The organism is Ruminococcus sp. 5_1_39BFAA, assembly GCF_964240875.1.
Lineage (GTDB): Bacteria > Bacillota > Clostridia > Lachnospirales > Lachnospiraceae > Blautia_A.
This window is the reverse complement of sequence record NZ_CAXSVO010000002.1, coordinates 312,777-331,881: the sequence shown is the minus strand read 5'-3', so window position 1 is coordinate 331,881 and position 19,105 is coordinate 312,777. Positions and strand designations below refer to the sequence as shown.

Genomic DNA, 19,105 nt, shown 5'->3' with positions numbered 1-19,105 from the left:
ACTAAAATATCAGAATCAGCTTTTTATTTCTCTTCCAGCTAAACACCAGCAAAACAACTACGAATCCTGCAAAAGCGTAATACCCATTACTTCTGAACAAGCAAACTCCTATTCCCATTACACAGATTAAAAACATTAGTCCAATTCTTTGATGTGTCTGCAACGCTTCCGTAAAATAAATCCATACAAACAGCAGCAACGATACCACGATTCCACCAAACCACACATCTTTCCATAACGTCACACTGTATATCCCATTATAAGGTATAATTGCATAGAATATCCATGCAAGCAACCAGGCTTTTCTTCCTTTAAAAGATTTATACAAATAGCAAATCACGGCTGCGAAAGTAATCGCCAGCAATATCATTTGTATAGCGCATACGATTCCATAGGCTGCTGTTTCCGTTTTCGTAAATATTCTCGCGAAATGATGTATAAACTTCATTACAAATGTATGAGCAATAGGATGGTGATCCTTATACGGTTCCAGCCCCAATGCCTGATTTGCCTGTGAAATCGCATCTGATGTCATTACTGCAGGATAATATTTTAAATAATATGGCAACCAACAAATTATTATAGAAATGCTTATCCCAAAAAAGAATTTTTTACCTGTCTTTGGCTTTACTACTTCTTTGGGCTGTCTAGCATCCATATATTCATAAAGCTTAATAAGCCCCCAGCGGAAACTCAGAAATGATCCAAAGAATAACACTGCTAATTTCCAGACACCAATCCAGCCCACATTATAGCTTTCATATTTGAATAGACAACCGCAAAGAGCAAAGAATGCAGCACACACCCCAGCACAAATTCTTAATCTCTTTTCAATATTCTCCTCACTTCCATACAAATAATAGAACACTAAAGCCAAACAAGCTGGCCATATACTTACAATTGGAATCTTTATCAGATATGTAATTCCCATCGCAGAAATAACTGCCTTTATTTTTCTATCCATACACTTTTCCTATTTTTATTAATATTGTTCTTATTACATGAGCGATACTACCGTAAAAATTTGCTTTCGATTTTAGCGGCAACTTTTTCCCACGTGAAGCTTGAGCATAAGCGCTCATAACTCTTTTCTACCGCCGCTATACGATATTCCTTGTTTTCAATTGCACGTATTAATGCCTGCTCTACTAATTCCGTATTATTTTGCGACAATACAAGACCATAGGACTCATCTAACAAAATTTCCTTTGCGCCACCCCGTTCAGTAGTAATGACAAAATTTCGGCAAGCAATGGCCTCCAATACAGAAGTAGGCATTCCTTCTGATACAGACGGCAGACAAAAAATATCAGATTCTTTCAGAAGGCCAATCACCTCTTCAAAAGAAATCTGTCCCATAAGAATCATATTTTCTGTATGTTTATTCTGTAATTTCTCATACAAAATCCCATCTCCTGCCAGAATAAGATACGTTTCCGGAAAACGTTTTTGGGCAGCTTCAAATGCCGCCTGTAACTGCAAAACACCTTTCTCCTCAATCAAACGTCCTGTAAAAGCTATTACAACAGCTCCATCTGAGATGTTGTATCTGGAGCGGATACCGCTCGTTGTCAGCCCCATCAGCCGCTCTATTTCTTTAATATCTACAGCATTGTATAGTGTAGAAATTCCTTGAATATGAAAATGTTTCAACCAGTCCAGACAGGCGTTTGAAACGCCATAAAACTCTTTGCATTTTCTCTTTACCAAATACGTAATTCCATGCTCAAAAACCTGCTCCATTTTATCCAATACTGCATTATGAACAGACATGTGAGATGTACCATGTTCGATGACAATACTTCTCCTGCCATATTTCTTTCCAAAGGTTACTCCAACAAGAGAATGAACATAAAACCTGGTATTAGTGATCACCAAATCATACTTTTCCTTTTTTAGCTGTTTCATCACCTTCCAATATCGCCGGTTAAATTTCACAGTCGGAAACCTTCCATTCATTAGATTGAAGCACGGTAATCGGTAAAGTTTGATTCCATCTGTATTTTCTGTTTCCGGTAAGTTCTGAATCCTTGAAGTAACGATTGTTACATCAATGCCATCCTTCTGAAGCTGTTTCGCGATGTTATAAGTATACCGTTCAACGCCTCCTACCGTAGGCAAATACTGTGCTGAAAAAATACATACTCGTTTCATTCTCTGTCTTCCTTTTTATTCTCACGCCTTTTATCACTTTCCACTTTTTCCTCAATCGCCATTTTCTGAGACAATTCCTTAATACGATATTCCAGATTTGAAATCTCAATAGTTGCAGAAAACAATTTTAAAATTACAATAAATAAAATAACAAGGAAAATAAAGTTTGTAGAAGAGTATATTCCCAGCAATTTCGCGCCCCAGATTGTCAGTTGCGGAAAAATGCTGATAATAATCAGTAAAAAGGCAAACAATAACCAGAAAATAGCATGTTCTATCTGCAGCTTAGAATTACGAATTTTTTTGATCATAAAGATAGATGTCAACAGAGAACATACGATCAATGCAATTCTAAATACTAATGAAATCATTTCTTTGCCTCCTTATTTTCTATGCTTTCCTCAAAATCCTGATTAGATTTTCGTTTCCGGAAATTTTGTAATACAAGGATTGAAATTAACATTTTGGTCATATATAAAATGGATTTCGTAAAATTGAGGTAGCTCTCTCCAGCCATTCTTTCTGCCATCTTCACCTGTACCTCCCCTACTTTTGCACCCTGCTTAAGCAGGAAAGAAACGGTATCCGGCTCCGGTCCGTAATTAATATTGTTTGCAAATTCCCTAATCATGCTTTTATTAAAAATACGCATACCTGAAGTAGGATCCATAATACGCACTCCAGTGGTCATATAAATTGCACCTGAAATCAGATTACTCCCCAGCATCCGCATAGATTTGGGCTTCTTTTCCGTTACAAATCTGGAGCCTATTACGATATCATATCCCTCATTGATTTTAGTTCTAAGAGCTTCTATATACTTCGGCAAATGCTGTCCATCTGCATCCATTTGCATTGCATAATCATATTTCTTAAGATACGCATATTTTAGCCCTGTCTGGAAAGCCCCTGCCAACCCCAGATTAATGGGAAGGTCAATAATCTCATACCCTCTTTGATGACAAATCTGAGAGGTATGATCGCTTGATCCATCATTAATTACCACATAATCATATTGAGGATAATTTTTAACCAAATTTTCAATTACATCAATAATACAATTTTCCTCATTATAAGCAGGAATAATAATCAGCATTTTCATTTTCTTACTTTTCCTCTTTCACCGCATTACAATAAATATTTTCCAGTTGTCTTACTGTCACGGATATATCATAATCTGCTTTTTTAATCGCATCCAGTTGGCTGCTACGCTGGGTATCCTTATACATTTGCAGGATCGTTTTGGCCCATGTCTCCGCACCCAAAGAGAGTTCAAGACGCTTTACATTTTCCGTTACCACTGCTTCATCAGGAATACCCTCTGAAATAACACAAGGAAGTCCCGCTGCCTGCGCCTCGACCGCAACAATCCCCAATCCCTCATGTATGGAAGGGAAAATAAATCCATCCATCATAATCATCAATTCGGCAATATCCTCCCGGACCCCCAGAAAATGCACTTTATCTGCAATTCCCATATCATGGACTCTATCCTTTATCTTATCCTCCAACTCGCCTCTGCCGACTAAGATAAATTCCGCTCTAGGTTCTATCTTTTCTATTTCCCGAAAAATCTCCACCAAAAATTTATGATTTTTCAGCGGAATAAAACGCCCCACATGCCCAAAAACAATTTTCTCTTCAAACCCCAATGATTTTTTCATATGCTTTTGCATTTCGGCATTATAACAATATTGGCCTGCGTCAATTCCATTATTCAAAACCTGAAATTTCTCTGAAGCTGCAACCTTTTTTCCATATTGATCTATTCCGGCCTCATTTGAACACCCCAAATAAAAATCTGCCAGCCATCGGTTATCAAAGGTCATTATTTTAAATATTATATCAGCAACATTGTCCATTTTGTTCATGGCATGACTATGTGCAATGGTATAACGCTGCCGTTTATTAGCCACACGCAAATAAACAGAAGCACAACTGCCTATATGACCATGAACGATTTTTACCTCCGGATGCTCTTCCAATATCTTTCCACACTGTTTTTTATAAGAAAAATAATTGTAAATTCTATACGGAACAACCCGGAAAATCCTGCCTCCCAGCCTAAGAATCTCATCATCATAATCGCATTTCCGCTCTACATGTACCAGAAAGTCAAACTGTATTCTGCTACGGTCAATACGTCGATACAGATTCATGATCATCGTTTCCGCTCCGCCTCTGTCCATAGCTCTGATCACATGCAATACATGAATACATTTATCCATCACGGTTCTCCTCGCAAGCCTAAACGCATCTTTCAAAAATATGCCCTGCGTTTTCTTTAATATCGTAACCCGCCGCCACTACCATCTGACTGGTATTTTCCCGCGGTGTCTGAAGCAACGCTTCCATATCCTCAATCCATTTTTCTGCCGGCGCATCCAAACTCTCGAATTTTACAGCTTCGGCAATTTTCACCTGATCCGTAACGGCATCTGAAAACAGACATGGCAATCCTGCTGCCTGTGCCTCAATAGCTGAAACAGGAAGTCCCTCGAACTTAGACGGCATCAAAAGTAAATCCATTCCCTGCACCAGCTCGTTTACATCCCTGCGGCTACCCATAAATAAAACACTGTCAGAAATTCCAAGCGATTGAACCTGCGTCTTCACTTCTTCCAGAAGCTCTCCATTTCCCACCAGCATTAAAACGCTGGAAGGATGTATTTTGTGAAACTGGTTAAAAAGTTCAATAATAAAACTATGGTTTTTCTGAAAATGAAATCTTCCAACATTTCCAATCACCTGTTTTCCTTCTAATCCCAGAGTCGTTCGTACCTTATCTCTTACCTTTTTACAAAAAGCATATTTTTCTGTTTCAATAGCATTATAAATCATATGATAATTATTTTCCCGGAGAATTTTTTTGCCAAACATAAATTCTCCGGCTATATCAGAACATGCAAAAAAATGGCTTGCATATTTTTGAATAACTCTTTTATGCTGTAAATGAGTCAGCATGACCACCTTGCCGCCCATATTCTCTGAATTATGGCTATGCGCAATTCTGACTGGTATCTTATACCTCGTCCCTGCCTTCAGCCATGTTATATCTGTGAGTGTACAAAAATTGCACCAAAGTATATCATATTTTCCATTCCGGATAATTTGATTCGCCTTGCCGCTATACCCCACTGGATTTTTTATTCTTTCGGGGACCACATGCACCGTCACTTTACGCTGCAATCTTTCTTTCAGATACTCGGGTTCCTTATTCATAACCACAAGTTCTACGTTATATTTGTCCTCAGGCAAATAATTTACATAATTCAATATAAATGCCTCTACGCCGCCATACATGGAACTAAGACCATATACTAATATTTTCTTCATATCCTTCTCATCTCTTCACTACAAAGTATTTCATCCAGCAGAAAACTAAAAATTTCCCCACCTCAGTCCAGAAATAATAAACATTAGCCAAGCTTTTATTCTTTATTCCGAACATAACTTTTTCTCTTATTCTCAAACGTTTCGCATAAAACTTTAAATAGCTTTCCTTTACTCCACCGTGTTCTTTTAAGAGTTCGATTACCCTATATTCCGATTGAATAGTCTGTCTCTCATTTGCAGAAAAATTTTCTCCCGTAGCAACGTGAGTGTACAGAAATTCTGCATTAAAGCTTATATTTTTTTTCTCACTTAACATCAACATCCAAAGATACATATCATCCGCACAATTTTCAGTAAGAATGTGTTCCATCCAGAAACGTGGAATCGCCTCCTTGCGAATCAAGCATTGACCCGGAGAGGCAATAACGTTTCCATATGCAATATAGGGAGCTATGGTAGTCCCATCCCTTAAAGCAGTCTCATTTTTAAATATGGGATAGTCTTTGCTGTCAATCTGCCTGATTCCGTTAGCAATCACCATGTCAACGCTTCCTTTTTTTATACACGAATACTGACTGGACAACCACCTGGCAGAAACTGCATCGTCCTGATCCAACATCCAAATGTATTCCTGACTTGCTTCTAAAATGCCATGAACCCTTGTACCGTGGATACCGCAATTTTTTTCATTTTCAATAATCCTATAATATCCTTTTATTTTCTTAAGAAACGTTTCCTCTATTATATCTCCAGGACTGTCATTTATAAACAAAACCTCTATTCTTTCATGAAACCTTTCTTCATAGTCTTTTATATTTTCCGCTAAGACATCCGCCAGATTGCTTAAATATTTATTCCCATAATAATATGGTATAATTACAGATATACCCATATATTTTCCCTCTCAAAATCCAATCTTAAAATTACCTTTTTATAATTTCTCTTATTGAGCATACCAGCTTTGCTTTCAAAACAATCAGGATCATAAAATACACAGCTACACAGAGTAATACTGTAACAATAATGTTCAATATAATACCAAGCTTCAAAGCGCCAATCAGCAGACCTACAGCAAACATTCCTAAACCCGCTGTAAAATATTTCCATAATTCTCCATACAGAGATTCATCCCTGTAAAATTCTTTCATTTTGATACTTAAAATAACGTATACGGTTCCCTCCGCGATAACAGTCGCTACAGCAGCCCCCTTTGCTCCATAAGAAAAAATCAATATAAAATTCAGAATCATATTGACCACAGCCCCAACTACTGTAGAACTTAGAGTGTCTGTTTCCCTATCGAACGGAACAAATACCTGGAAGACCAAAAAGCCATTTATAACTGATAAAATAATATTAGGACTTAGGATACGCATGATCGGAACCGAGCCGCCAAACTCTACTCCGCTAAAAATGGTGATCAACTCCGGACTCAATAAGACAAATCCAAATGCACAGGGTATCGCCATTCCCATAATATAATTCACTGCGTTATAAATCACTTCCCGATATTCCTCTTTCATACCTTGTTTGATATAATAAGATAGCCGCGGAATAAGAACAGCACATGCCGAGGAAATCAATGTTCCAAGTGTTCTGTTGATTTTTACTGCAGCAGAATATAAACCAACTTCTGCATCACCTTTTATCGCCCCAATCATCGTTGTATCCATATTCAGATAAATCTGTGAAGCTACACTCATTCCAAATATAATTAATATAGGTTTCATGTGCTTTTTCAATTCATAATGTTTTCTGCCAAATAATTTAATATATCTTTTTCCATAAAAAATATTAAATACATTGGAACCCACATTGGATAAAACCACCAAACCAGCATAAATCATATAGTCTGTTTTCGTACGCACAAACACAAACAGAGCAATAAGTGCAAGCAGTTGAAAAGCAAATGTTCTAACCGTAATATATATATAATCCTCAAAAATATTAAATATCCAGTTTATTCCAATCAAATTAAAGAGCATTGTTGTTCCAAACAACAGCAATAACTCCTGGTATCCGTTAAAAACCGGAAGAAAAGAGCAAAGAACCAGCCCCATATAAGCAATTACCGTTGAAATAGAGCTTATGATCACAATCTCACTGCACAATTGATTTAGCTTTTCTTTATTATCTCGTATCTTCGCCCCTTCCCTAATTGTATAAGTTGTGATTCCTAGCTCCGCAAATAGTACAAAGTAATTGGCAACGGAATTGGCATAATCTACCTTTCCAATTCCATTTACGCCTAAAACCCTGGACGCATACGGAAAAGTAATCAGCGGAAATATAATACTCAGGATTGTTTTAATAATGTTAATGGCTGAATTTACTTTTAGCGATTTTGTCTGAAACATATTGTCCTCTTATGCTATAGTTCAAATTATATCAATCTTGTCTGCAAGAAAAAGCTATATATGGATATAATCCAGAAAACATTTACCGTTGCCAGCACAATCTTCGCAACACCTGTATTGCGTGCCTGTATATACACATTCCTGTTCGATATCAGAAGTGCGATCAAATAGATCAGCGGTAGATAATATCTTGCCTGTACCCCTGCTATTGCTTCATCGCCCACTGGTGTAAAACTCAAATACAAGGCCAGCCAAATCAGAAATACCGTCATCGCTATGATCAATCCAATAATCAGTTTATACCCTTTCTGATAGTGCAGAGCCTCTTCTGGCTTTTCCCTGTAAAGAAGTAAAAGTACAACCACCGGAATCAAAAGCGCAACCCATTTATGTGACAATATTCCCAATGATCCCAAATTGAGAAACATTAGGCTTCCCCAGAAATAATTACTGGAGGCAGAGTCCCCAAGATTTCTGAAATTGTCAAACCGAAGTACATTGGTAACCATTAATTTTATACTGGTCCATGGATGTTTTACCATAGAAATAATTTGCCGTACAACGCTGGTATCCCCTCCTCTTGAGTCTCCGCCAAACGAAAGGTTTCCAGCAACTGTATTCGAAAATACAGGAAGCACAAAGGTCATCATAATCAACCCCAAAATTGCCAATATTCCAAGTGCAAATACGGTCTTCTGTTTTTTATTCATCTTCATAAATTGTGGCAGTAAAAGCATCAACAAAATCAGCGGTATATATACTGCTTTCGACAAACATCCCACAGAGAGCAAAAAAATGGCGCCAATAATGTTTGCTGTCTGATATCTTTTCTGTGAATAAAACATTTCATTGCACCACAAAACACAGCCCAGCGTTACACAACCAAAGACAACTGCATCATAAGAATAAGAAGCAGCCAGATATATAGATGTGGGCATCATCGCAATAAATACGATAAATAATTTTTTTTGTCTGGCCAGATATATGGCCCAGAACATAACCAAAATATAAAAAAGCAGATTTCCGATTTTACCAATCATATATATTTGAGAAAATGAAAGCCCTAAAATCATTCCAGCTTTCACAAAAATTGCCATTGGAATATATGCAAGAAATGAATAAGGAACCACTGCCGTTTCTTTTCTCTCTACATACAAGTACTCCTGACCTTTCTCATCCATTGCTTTCCTTAATTCTGCATATTCCGCTTTCGTATTGCAGACAGGAACCGTTCTGTTTATAATTTCCAAAGCAGCTTCAGACCATTCAACGTTTTTACCGCTGGCAATACTATAAACATTTTTAAAATGCACCTCCTCATCCCAAGCATTATAAGTAGGCTGTGCATAAATTATTATGAGCATTCCAAAGATCAACGAAAAACACACAAAATACCACTCTATTTTTTTAATGGCTTTATTCTCAAAAAATGCACCATACAAAAAAAACAGCGTAAACAGCACCCAAATAAACCTGTACTTATTTACCTCAAAATGATTTGATAGCGAAATCGACTCCAATGTAGTTTTTTCTGTCTTATACAAAGTAATCTTAAGTGCTGTTATCTTTTTGTTTAGATTTGTATAACTTTCACGAAACCAGGTGCTTACATTATCCCAGTAATATTTTGTCTCTTCCTTTCCAAATCCATTAATTTCGTTGGCTTCTACTACATACGTATTATCGCTTCCGAAATCACCGGTCAGCTTAATTTGCTTAACATATATTCCTTGGTCAGATACAAAATCAACCACGTACTTTTCGTGATTACCTTCTTCTTCAAGCTTGATCGCATCAGTGAGATCCATATCATCAAATCCAGATATGATCGTATGGTAATTAAAAACCACTTCTACTAATGCCGTCAGTATTAGAATGATAAAAAACGCAACAATTCTTCTATATCTATCTGACTCTCTCATCCTATTTAACAGCTTCAACTTTTATCTCCTTATTGCAATTTATATAGATAATATAGCTACTTAACAGACTCAATATAAGTACCAACGTACATGCCCAGATATATGGATGCTTTGGCACGAGTGTTTCAATCGAATAAAGAACTGCATAATATTTTCCATATTTCTCATAATCAACATATTTTAAATAGTTTCCTGTGCTTTGATTCCCCAAAAGTGACACCCTTGTCTTTGGAGAGATTCCATTTCCCTGCAGGCTGATGGTAAATTCACCATTTTCCTTTTTGCTATTTCCCACTACAAACACTGCCGGATTCAAAGAGGAGCCTTTGCTTAATATGGATAATGCTTTTACGGAAATAGTCTCTTCTAAAACTGTTTCATCATTTTGTTTTATTGTACACAGTATTTCCCCTTCATCCTCTTCGCCATCTACAGAAAAATACAGACTGACACCATAAAGCTTTTCATTATATAAGCAAAACTTTAAGTTTGCACTTCTGTCATTTGAAATCACTCCCACTCTTGGGATTTGATTCTGTCCGCTAAAATCGCTTACATCAACGTTCATATATAAAGATGTCTTACGCTCTATTGGGATTATAACTGAAATAATCAAAGCTAATAATAGCAGCAAGTTTACTGCTCCAAGTATCCATTTTAATTTTTTGTTCATAAAATCTTCCTTTTTTATGCCTCTTAATTTAATAATTGTAGCAAAGAATCACTCCAAAGACAAGCGTTATTTCCGCTCACTGTTATTTCCATATTCCTCATTCGCCTCTTCATGTACAGTAGTTCTCAGATTTGTTTCAATTTTGTTTCAACCAAAAAATAATTTGACGGATTATATCTCAATATAGTAATATAGTTTTAAAAGAGGAGATTGTATTATGATTAAAAAAGCATTATATATTTTAGCACTTTCTTTGTCACCCATTTTACTATATATGTTTCCAATACATGCATCAGACAATGCGGATGTAGTGTCCGTCAATATTTTAAATGATATTTATTACGGAACATTAGAGTCCGAAAATAACGGTACAACCATTTTTACAGCAAACGCTTCTAATGACAAGATGCTGACTATTACCGGAAAATGGTCTGATAAGCTTAATGCCTTTAACGGTGACTGCCTTATCTCCTATGAAGACGGTACTGTTCAATCTGTAACATATAAAAAAGGGATCATCAGCAAGCAGGTAAAAACCATTTATCCAGATGGCACTTATCAGACTTTTACTTGCAATTCGGGAATACCTTGCAAAAAAATCTTAACTTATTCAGAAGATGATGAACTTCTTGACTTAGATTGGTATCATCAAGGCAAGTCTGTAAAAGAATTGACTCAATCTGCTTTATCTTCTGATTACCGCGCATTACTTTCTAATCCTTATGATTATGTAGATTTGCCTCTAAAAGTATGTGGAACTGTGGAGGCAATATATGAAATACCCACACACTCTTACTTAAAAATACGCGACACAGAAAACCATTTATATCTTTTCAATTATCCAAACGGAGCTATTCAACCATTTTTTTCGACCAATATTGAAAACGTATCTGTAGGAGACGCAATTACTATTTATGGTTTTTTTAATGCTCTGAATGATTATATTAATAATCCTCTGGCTTTATATGAGCACACACTTGGATATGAAATGGATTTCAAGGATCTTGAAGACTCCATTCGCGACCCAGATTTTCTTGCCAGCGTACAGGCTGTTAGCCAAGTAGTCGATGATGACCTTGAAAAAAAATTCCCTGTCTTTTCAGCATTTTACTGGGAAAGTGATAAAAGTCGTATCGATCCTGTGAATCTTACTTTTAGCTATAGTGACATTTGTCAGTATCCTTATTATTATAAAGATGAAGAATTATCCTTGTCGGGAAAAATTATTTATGAGAATGCCAGTACATCAAGTAGTAAAGTTTCTCTTTTGATTCAAAAAGCAGATTCAACAGAAATTTATGGAATAACTTACAAAACCTCCGATTATTCGTCTTTATTAGGGCAAAGCGTATCCTGCTCCGGACTGGGCGATGGTAATATAAAAATTCCTTACTATCATTTAGAAACCAAAACCATGGGATATGCACTTTTCCCCAACATAAAGGCATCTGAACTGAAAATCCTTTCTGAATAAAAAAATTGCTATGGTTCACAGGCCATAGCAATTTTTATTCTACTCAGTAAACATATGAAAATATTGTTTTTATGTTCCCCGATTCTTTTTTCCAGAAATTCCTGCCTCTTTTCACGAAACATTACGAAAAGCAATACATTCATGCTGAACTGCATAAGACTTGCCCGCATTGATGCTATTCGCCGGAATTTCCGGATACAAAGTCTTGCTCCAACTGCTGCTGCCTTCTCTTTTGTCATAGCAGTAATAAGCAGCTCATCCAGCCATTCGTCTGTTACTTCCGTACCATTATTTAAAAACAACAGATATTCACCAGATGCTTTCTTCGCCCCAATATTATTTGCTGCTGAAAAAGACAGATTTTTTTCATTTCTAATGATCCTAATTTCCAATTCCTTTTCATAGTCCTCAAGAACTGCCAGTGATTCATTCGTTGAAGCGTTATCTAAAATTTTCCGTTTCCCATTTGCCCGAAACCGAAAACGTATCATTTCTTTTGTCCAAAAATGTCAGGTCGCCTTCCATTCCATTTTTCAACAAATTTTTTAATAATCGGAAGGCTATAAAGTAGTTTTTCCATATTCCCCCACAATCTCCACCAATTCCCTAGCCCTAACCTCAAAGGAGTATTTTTCCTTTATCAAAGGCCACTGCGCAGCAACTTTTGCTTTGATTTCACCGTAATTATTATCCAGTTCCTTCACACACTGGTCAAATTCCTCTTTATTACTATAGTAAAGAACCGCATCGGGGAAAATGTCTTTCAGCTCCTCGCAGTAATCGGAAATGACCGGAAGACCGCAGGCAAGTGCATCGAAGATCCGGTTATTTACAAACTGGTGATCCAGCATATCCTTCCAATGATCATTCAAGGTGGCCTTTGAGGTCCGGTAAAGAGCCGGGATCTGGCTGTTTTCTATAAAAAGCTCCTGCACCATAGTTTTGTTCGGTCCCAGCATAGCTTTCCAGCCGCTGCCCCAAATCTTCAGGGGAAGCTTGTCCTCAGCGCCCCACATCACACAGCGGCGCGCCACACCGCGAGAGTTTCCGATGAAAATATAGTCGCTGTTCCGGCTGTCTTCTGTTTCTTCCACCGGATAGAAAAGCTCGGTATCCGTACACTGCAGAAGAGGCACCACGGGCACTGTCAGCTCTTTTTTCAGTTTTTCCGCATAATGAAGGGAAGCCACGCAAACAATGTCATAGAGCTGATACTCCTCCGGAGTCACCATTTCCGGGTGGCTGATGTTCCACATGACATAAACACATTTTTCATTCCGGCGGTCGGGACGGTAAAAATGGCAGCCTCTCAGTACCAGAACTACATCCGCGTTTTCTTCGCAGTTCCAGTCTTCCTTCATATCAATGATCGTAAAAATGTCCATTCTGTCCAGATACCGTTTCAGAGCCACAGCATATGCGTAGTCTCCCCAGCGCACCTTGACCTCTCCTTCCGGAGCCGGGCATTTGATAACCCACACCGGGCGATCCCCGGCAAGATGTCTGATTTCTGCTGCCCGTTTTCCCCAATCGTCGCGGCGCTCAAACTCCTGGTCGATATACTGTTTCAGATCCAAAAGAGACTGCGTATTTTTCTGCAGCTCCTGAAGGATCTTTCCCTGGCGCTTGTTTTCTTTTTCCAGTTCGCGCAGCTTATTGTCCATGTAGGTCCGGCTTACAGGGATAATGCTTCTTAATTTTTGCTTGAATGCGGTCCAAAAACTCATTTTCGTAAACTCCTCCTTCTGCTATTATATAGAAAGATTTCCTCAAGCGCAATCCTTATTCCACCATATCTGCCGCAAATAACGCAGCGCCCAGGGCGCCGCACAACTGGGCTTTATCACTGATCACCAACATCGTTCCCAGTTTTTCCTCCAGAGTTTTCACAAGCCCTTTGTTTTTGGAAACACCGCCTGTCATCATATATTTTTCTTCGCCGCCCACACGCTTGGCGAGAGCCGCTGTTTTTGCAGCCACAGCCTTATTCAATCCATGCACAATGTCATCCGTGGCTTTGTTCTGGGCAATGAGGGACACCACCTCGGACTCTGCAAAGACGGTACACATACTGGAAATCGTGATATCTTCCTTGTAATCCAGGCCCCGCTGACTCAGATCATCAAGGCTCATTTCCATGGTTCTCGCCATCATTTCCAGGAATCGCCCTGTTCCGGCAGCGCATTTATCATTCATAACAAAATTGACCACAGCTCCGTTTTCGTCAACGCGGATCACCTTACTGTCCTGTCCGCCAATATCCACCACGGTCCGAACGTAAGGATCCAAATAATGGGCGCCGCGGGCGTGGCAAGTGATTTCTGTTATACTTTTGTCGCCGTCCTGAATGGCTGTCCGCCCATATCCAGTCGTCACAAGGGCGTCAATATCCTCGCGGCTTAGACCTGCACTTTTCAGCGCTTCCTCCAGGGCACGTTCCGCGCCAATGGCGGCTCCGGCACCTGTGGGCAAAATAATCCCTGTCACGATTTCTTTCTTTTTATCCAGGATCACCACATCGGTACTGGTAGAGCCGCTGTCAATCCCTGCAACATATCCTTTTCCCATTTTCTTTCCCTTTCCTTCACACAACGCGGGGGCAATGCTCTCTGCAAACGCCTCCAGACGGGTCAAAAGCTGCCCGCTGCTCTGTATGGTGTAGTCTGACTCTATTTTTAAAATAGGAACAGCCGCGTGTGTTTTCAATTCCGCATACTCAAAGCTGTAAAAATCACAAAACTTTACAGTATGATAAATAATCCCCTTTAAGTCAGGATCGTTATAAAGCTGTTTCCGTCCCGTATTGTCCATCATACGCATGCAGGGCATCTGGCCTAACAGTTCCCCTGCATACCATTTCATAAGCTCATCAAAATCCTCTGTTTCCGGCGGTTTTGTCCCGCCAACGGAACGATTGAAAACGCAGGAATCATTTTCCACCGGAAGGGGCATGGTTTTCTGCACCATCTCAAAAAGCCCGGTTCCCATACGGGCGCCGAGGACACTAATGTGGGGACCTTTTTCCTTTTGGTGCGGTACAAATGCTTTCGAAAAAATCTCCGCATTAAATGTAGTACCGCGGTAAGCAGCGTATGCTTTTGCCAGATCTTTTAGCTGAAGCGCAGTGCGCTCCCGACTGCAGGCGCCGTCAGAATGAAGGATGTCGATCATATAAAGAAAATCCAGCTTGCCGCTGTCCTCCAGAACATCGCAGACACTCCGGATGGTGTCACAGCAGTTGACCAGGACAAGCTCTTTCACCTCTCCCCGCATAACAGCCTCCAGAAGCGCCTTCCCAAAGCCGCAGATATTAGGATGGGCAAGCTGGTCCGCAAGCTCGAAGCCCTGAGGCATTTCATTCATGTTGACACACTCTGCGCCCAGGGCAGTAAGCAATTCAACCGGTGTATATTTGCAAACGTAATATGTCTTATTCATCGCTGTCTCCTAACATTTCCAGGAATGCCCCAAGCCGCGTAGCCGTCTGGCCTTCACCTCCGTGGCTTCGGTCACATCCGTCACCGTCCAGAATGAGGAGAGGGATCCCCGCTTCCTCAAACCTTTTCTTTGCAAGCTGGGCACCGCCCAAAGTATGCTTACAGCCCCAATGACCAAACCACACAGCCCCGTCCGCCTTTGTTTCCTTTGCATGGCGTATTCCGGCCTGGATTCGCCGCAGCACGCCGCCGTTCAGGCCGTGATATACCATTCGTTCCGCCATTGCCTCATAGGGCTTCTCCGGGTCAAAATCTCTTCCCTCCAGATCAAAGGTCTGGGAAAGCTCGCATCCGATGATCTGGGCATTTTCATTAAAGCTAAGCTCCTTTTTCACCGCATCGGACCAGAATGGGATGGTGTGCATCCAGTAGATCCGTTTCCCATGGGCCTTCGGCGCAGTGCGGATGTCCCGAAGGAGCATTTCCGTATATTTTTCCTCCTCCGGAGTTCCCATGAGAATATGATTAGTCATGCCGCAGTAGAGCGGCGTTACCAGGTCCGTAGGAATGCAGCGGTCTGCCCGCGCCAGTTGGCACTCGTGAAAGTTTTCCAAGGTGCGCCGGCTGCGGCGAAGGCGTTCCGTCAGACCGGTTTCGTCTATTTTTTTCCCTGTATTTTTTTCAAGAAACTCTCCCAGGCTTTTAAGCTGGTCTGCCACATACTTTACATTGTCCCCGCTTTGCTGAAGCGGAACATCTATGGCAAAGGCAGGCACATCAAACAGCTCTGCCAGATGCCGGAAAGTCAGCAGATTTGCATCGCAGGTAAGATTTGTATATACAATACATTTTGGCTTTGGCAGGATTCCCTTCTCCGCAGCGCCGATAAAGGTTTTGTGATAACTGCACAGAGTCTCTGAAATCCCTTCGTTTTCCGCCTGCTGCAGGCACGCCCGCTCTGCACGGGAGGCTGCCAGATAGCAGGAAAAGCTCTCCACATTATAAGGATTCAGCCCTACCTCCTGTAAAAGCTCACAGGGAGTAAAGATACTTACGATGGCGGATTTCTCCGGCTTTTGAAGCGGCTTCAGCATGGTGTTCATCATCAAATGCGCCAGATAGCGGTCTGCAGGCAGAAGCCGTTTGTCAGGCGCAAAACGGTATTTCAGATTCTGTGCTTTCCATCCTGTTTTGAGAAGCCTCCTTGCCCCTTCCTGGTGTTCTTTACTTAATTGCTCCACATAATTTCCAAAAATTTCTACGATATCCATTTATGTCAGGTCCTTTAAAATGATTATTCATCTTATCACTTCTCCTGCCAAAATGCAAATCCCGATTCGTCCGGCTGTCCGATTTCTCATCAATCCGGCTGTCTATTTTCCGATCAATCCGGGTTTTCAATTTCACTGACTATCGTGTGCTCTGTAAGCTCAGAAAGGATCTTGATCTTCCTATTGATCAGCGCCCGCATACAATTGGGCACATGCTCCTGATGGGCACGGTGGATTGCCACGCATTCTTTACAGTTTCCGTGATAACGGCAGGCTTTCTTGCATGAACAATGATCCTTTTCCCTGTATTCTTCCCTGAATTTTGATGCAAATTCCTCCTGAATGCGAAGACCCTCCTTCCTGTTTCCTCTGTGAAATTCCGCCATGGCTGCTTTTTCGATTTCGTTTCCGTCAATGATCATATTATAAATCCTCCTTTTGCTGCACTCTCTCGCGTCACGCAAGTAGAATTATAGAGCCATTTTTCATTGAAAAATACTGCTTATCATCCTATAATATATAAAAAAACAGCCATTTTGGACAAGGAGACGTATCAGATGAATACTCCAGGCATCTCTTCCCCGGTACATTCCCATAATCCCTATCACGCTACAGGCTTCCCACTTCTGGTGCTGAATGTAGAGCACCGCGCCTGTACGCCGTTTAATGAAGGTTTCCAGGTGCTGCACTGGCACGAGGAAGTACAGTTTATTTATGTCTTACAGGGAATCGTGCATATCAGAATCTACGATGAAGAATTCAATCTGAATCCAGGCGACTGCATGTTTATCAATCGCACTGTCCTGCATCACATTACCGAAAAAGAGGACTGCCATTACCACAGCTATATCATTCCCCCGCGGATGCTGGGCTTTTTCCCTGGCAGCCTGATGGAGCAGCAGGAAGTAGAAAAAATTGTCAGCAATCCTGCTTTTACTCACTATCTTTTGCACTGGGGTTGCCCTTCCCACAAGCCTGTTTTAGAGTCTGTACAAGCCCTGGATACACTGTATTTCTGCGCAGAAAAACAGGCGCATCACGAGTATGGGCTCATGGTACGCCTGGTTCAGATGTGGTTTCAATTTGTTTCGCTGACTGTTCCTGAAAATGCCGTTTTTGAAGCAAATACCCGGGCTGACAGCAAGAATTATGATCGCATCCGCACAATGATCGCATTCATCCACAGCCATTACAGCCAGCCTGTTTCCGCTGATGATATTGCCGGTTCCGCCCATATCAGCAAGACGGAATGCCTCCGGTGTTTCCAGAAATTTGTACGGGAATCCCCATATCATTATCTGATGAAATATCGTCTTCATATGAGCACTTCCCTGCTCTCCACTACCGGCTTATCCGTAACGGAAATTGCCATGAGCGTAGGCTTTCAATCCGCCAGTTCCTATATCAGCTATTTCAAAAAACAATATGGCAAAACGCCTTATCAATACAGAAATGCACATAAGGAGAATGGATCACCTTCTGAATCCTGACATCAGGGCATAGATTGCTGCCCAGATAATTCCCGCGCATGGCCAGATCAGCCAGGATATATCCCATCTTTTTGTGAGAAAGCTGATGCCCAGATAGGCTGCTGTCACAATACACCAGTATGCGCCGCCTATGCCCTGACATTTCCCGGCAAGACGCTTCTTATCTCTTGTATAATCCCCTTCTTCCAGCAGCTTTTGATAGCTTCCGTTGATGCTTCCTGCCCATACGATCAGAAATACACCGCAGGCACAAAAAGCCAGGATCATGCACACAGAATACACATATAAAAGCTCCGAAGCATCCAGCGCCACTGCACCGAACAGCGGCACAACACCCAGGATGCAAAGCCCGATCCCAAGCGCTGTAAACCGCCTGAATTTCCCATCAAAATCATCCCGGCAGCGCTCTACCATCTCCCTGACTCCAGCTTCCAAAAGCACATTTTCTTTTTCCAGATATTCATATCTGGAAAGCTTTGTACCATTTAAAATCAGGATCATAACGCCTGCAGCTACCATTAATAAAAGTACCGCAACGCCAATTCCTGCAGCCGCATTTTCACCTATGGATGCCGCCTGATATTCCGACATGCCGCTCAGCAGAAGCAGCGTAATAGGAGAAAGAATAAACAGAAGTATGGCGGCTGAAATCTTCTTTGCTGTGCCGGAAACAAGCTCCAAATATTCTCCTGCTTCCTTCATGGATATTATCCGTTCTGTCCCTTCACAGCCCCTTCCGTTTTCCCTTTCCACTGCCTTTTCAGCACTGACCAGCTCTATTTCTCCGATTTCTTCATTTTTTAACAGGTAATCTGTGGTGACTCCGAAAATTGTACTGAGTTTGATAATTTTATCCAGATCTGGAACAGACATCCTGCTTTCCCACTTTGATACAGATTGCCTGGAAATATCCATCTGCTCTGCCAGCTCCTCCTGGGACCAACCCTTTTGCTTTCTTAATGTAGAGATTTTTTCTGCCAAATCCATAACG

General features: G+C 40.6%; 18 protein-coding genes. 2 read left to right on the top strand and 16 right to left on the bottom strand.

What is annotated here, in order from left to right; genetic code table 11:
* Window position 1: 1 nt before the first annotated feature.
* The 10 genes from ACESZH_RS04230 to ACESZH_RS04185 are packed head-to-tail and all read right to left on the bottom strand — an operon-like array spanning window position 2 to window position 10,442.
* A complete protein-coding gene (locus ACESZH_RS04230; RefSeq protein ID WP_373212114.1) occupies window positions 2-964 on the bottom strand; it encodes a DUF6020 family protein in 963 nt (320 codons plus the stop codon).
* A 47-nt stretch (window positions 965-1,011) separates the two neighbouring features.
* Window positions 1,012-2,154: a glycosyltransferase family 4 protein gene (locus ACESZH_RS04225; protein ID WP_373212116.1), complete on the bottom strand. Its 1,143-nt coding sequence runs from the start codon at window positions 2,152-2,154 to the stop codon at window positions 1,012-1,014.
* On the bottom strand, window positions 2,151-2,525 hold the full coding sequence (locus ACESZH_RS04220) for a DUF2304 domain-containing protein (RefSeq protein ID WP_373212119.1): 375 nt from the start codon (window positions 2,523-2,525) through the stop codon (window positions 2,151-2,153). Before ACESZH_RS04220 ends, ACESZH_RS04225 begins: the two co-directional genes overlap by 4 nt.
* A complete protein-coding gene (locus ACESZH_RS04215; protein WP_373212121.1) occupies window positions 2,522-3,256 on the bottom strand; it encodes a glycosyltransferase family 2 protein in 735 nt (244 codons plus the stop codon). The genes ACESZH_RS04220 and ACESZH_RS04215 overlap by 4 nt, the downstream gene beginning before the upstream one ends.
* A gap of 4 nt (window positions 3,257-3,260) precedes the next feature.
* On the bottom strand, window positions 3,261-4,382 hold the full coding sequence (locus tag ACESZH_RS04210; RefSeq protein WP_373212124.1) for a glycosyltransferase family 1 protein: 1,122 nt from the start codon (window positions 4,380-4,382) through the stop codon (window positions 3,261-3,263).
* Between the two features lie 19 nt (window positions 4,383-4,401).
* Window positions 4,402-5,490 carry a glycosyltransferase family 1 protein gene (locus ACESZH_RS04205; RefSeq protein ID WP_373212127.1) on the bottom strand — a complete coding sequence of 363 codons (1,089 nt, stop codon included), beginning with the start codon at window positions 5,488-5,490 and terminating at the stop codon, window positions 4,402-4,404.
* 7 nt (window positions 5,491-5,497) lie between these two features.
* Entirely contained in the window at window positions 5,498-6,382 is an 885-nt protein-coding gene (locus tag ACESZH_RS04200) for a glycosyltransferase family 2 protein (RefSeq protein WP_373212130.1), read from the bottom strand.
* 31 nt (window positions 6,383-6,413) lie between these two features.
* Window positions 6,414-7,847 (bottom strand): flippase, encoded by a 1,434-nt coding sequence (locus ACESZH_RS04195; protein ID WP_373212132.1) that lies wholly within the window; start codon window positions 7,845-7,847, stop codon window positions 6,414-6,416.
* Window positions 7,848-7,873: 26 nt separating this feature from the next.
* Window positions 7,874-9,787, bottom strand: coding sequence for a DUF2142 domain-containing protein (locus tag ACESZH_RS04190; RefSeq protein WP_373212134.1), 1,914 nt, complete (start codon window positions 9,785-9,787; stop codon window positions 7,874-7,876).
* A complete protein-coding gene (locus tag ACESZH_RS04185) occupies window positions 9,771-10,442 on the bottom strand; it encodes a hypothetical protein (RefSeq protein ID WP_373212137.1) in 672 nt (223 codons plus the stop codon). The genes ACESZH_RS04190 and ACESZH_RS04185 overlap by 17 nt, the downstream gene beginning before the upstream one ends.
* Before the next feature lie 217 nt (window positions 10,443-10,659).
* Here ACESZH_RS04185 and ACESZH_RS04180 point away from each other — a divergent pair, with 217 nt between their 5' ends.
* Window positions 10,660-11,916 carry a hypothetical protein gene (locus ACESZH_RS04180; RefSeq protein WP_373212139.1) on the top strand — a complete coding sequence of 419 codons (1,257 nt, stop codon included), beginning with the start codon at window positions 10,660-10,662 and terminating at the stop codon, window positions 11,914-11,916.
* A gap of 8 nt (window positions 11,917-11,924) precedes the next feature.
* On the opposite strand, the gene ACESZH_RS04175 is transcribed toward ACESZH_RS04180, so the two are convergent.
* From ACESZH_RS04175 to ACESZH_RS04155, 5 genes are all read right to left on the bottom strand, one after another.
* Entirely contained in the window at window positions 11,925-12,407 is a 483-nt protein-coding gene (locus ACESZH_RS04175) for a glycosyltransferase (RefSeq protein WP_373212142.1), read from the bottom strand.
* 69 nt (window positions 12,408-12,476) lie between these two features.
* Window positions 12,477-13,643 carry a glycosyltransferase gene (locus ACESZH_RS04170; protein ID WP_373212144.1) on the bottom strand — a complete coding sequence of 389 codons (1,167 nt, stop codon included), beginning with the start codon at window positions 13,641-13,643 and terminating at the stop codon, window positions 12,477-12,479.
* Between the two features lie 55 nt (window positions 13,644-13,698).
* Window positions 13,699-15,354 (bottom strand): acyl-CoA dehydratase activase, encoded by a 1,656-nt coding sequence (locus ACESZH_RS04165; protein WP_373212147.1) that lies wholly within the window; start codon window positions 15,352-15,354, stop codon window positions 13,699-13,701.
* A complete protein-coding gene (locus ACESZH_RS04160; protein ID WP_373212149.1) occupies window positions 15,347-16,624 on the bottom strand; it encodes a 2-hydroxyacyl-CoA dehydratase subunit D in 1,278 nt (425 codons plus the stop codon). Before ACESZH_RS04160 ends, ACESZH_RS04165 begins: the two co-directional genes overlap by 8 nt.
* 113 nt (window positions 16,625-16,737) lie before the next feature.
* Window positions 16,738-17,046: an LPS biosynthesis protein gene (locus ACESZH_RS04155; RefSeq protein ID WP_373212151.1), complete on the bottom strand. Its 309-nt coding sequence runs from the start codon at window positions 17,044-17,046 to the stop codon at window positions 16,738-16,740.
* Between the two features lie 135 nt (window positions 17,047-17,181).
* On the opposite strand from ACESZH_RS04155, the gene ACESZH_RS04150 reads away from it, so the two are divergent.
* Complete coding sequence (locus ACESZH_RS04150) at window positions 17,182-18,114, top strand: helix-turn-helix domain-containing protein (RefSeq protein ID WP_373212154.1); 933 nt, start codon at window positions 17,182-17,184, stop codon at window positions 18,112-18,114.
* Here the strand turns inward: ACESZH_RS04150 and ACESZH_RS04145 are convergent.
* Window positions 18,097-19,101, bottom strand: a complete 1,005-nt coding sequence (locus ACESZH_RS04145; RefSeq protein WP_373212156.1) for a helix-turn-helix domain-containing protein — start codon at window positions 19,099-19,101, stop codon at window positions 18,097-18,099. The genes ACESZH_RS04150 and ACESZH_RS04145 overlap by 18 nt on opposite strands.
* Between the last annotated feature and the right edge of the window lie 4 nt (window positions 19,102-19,105).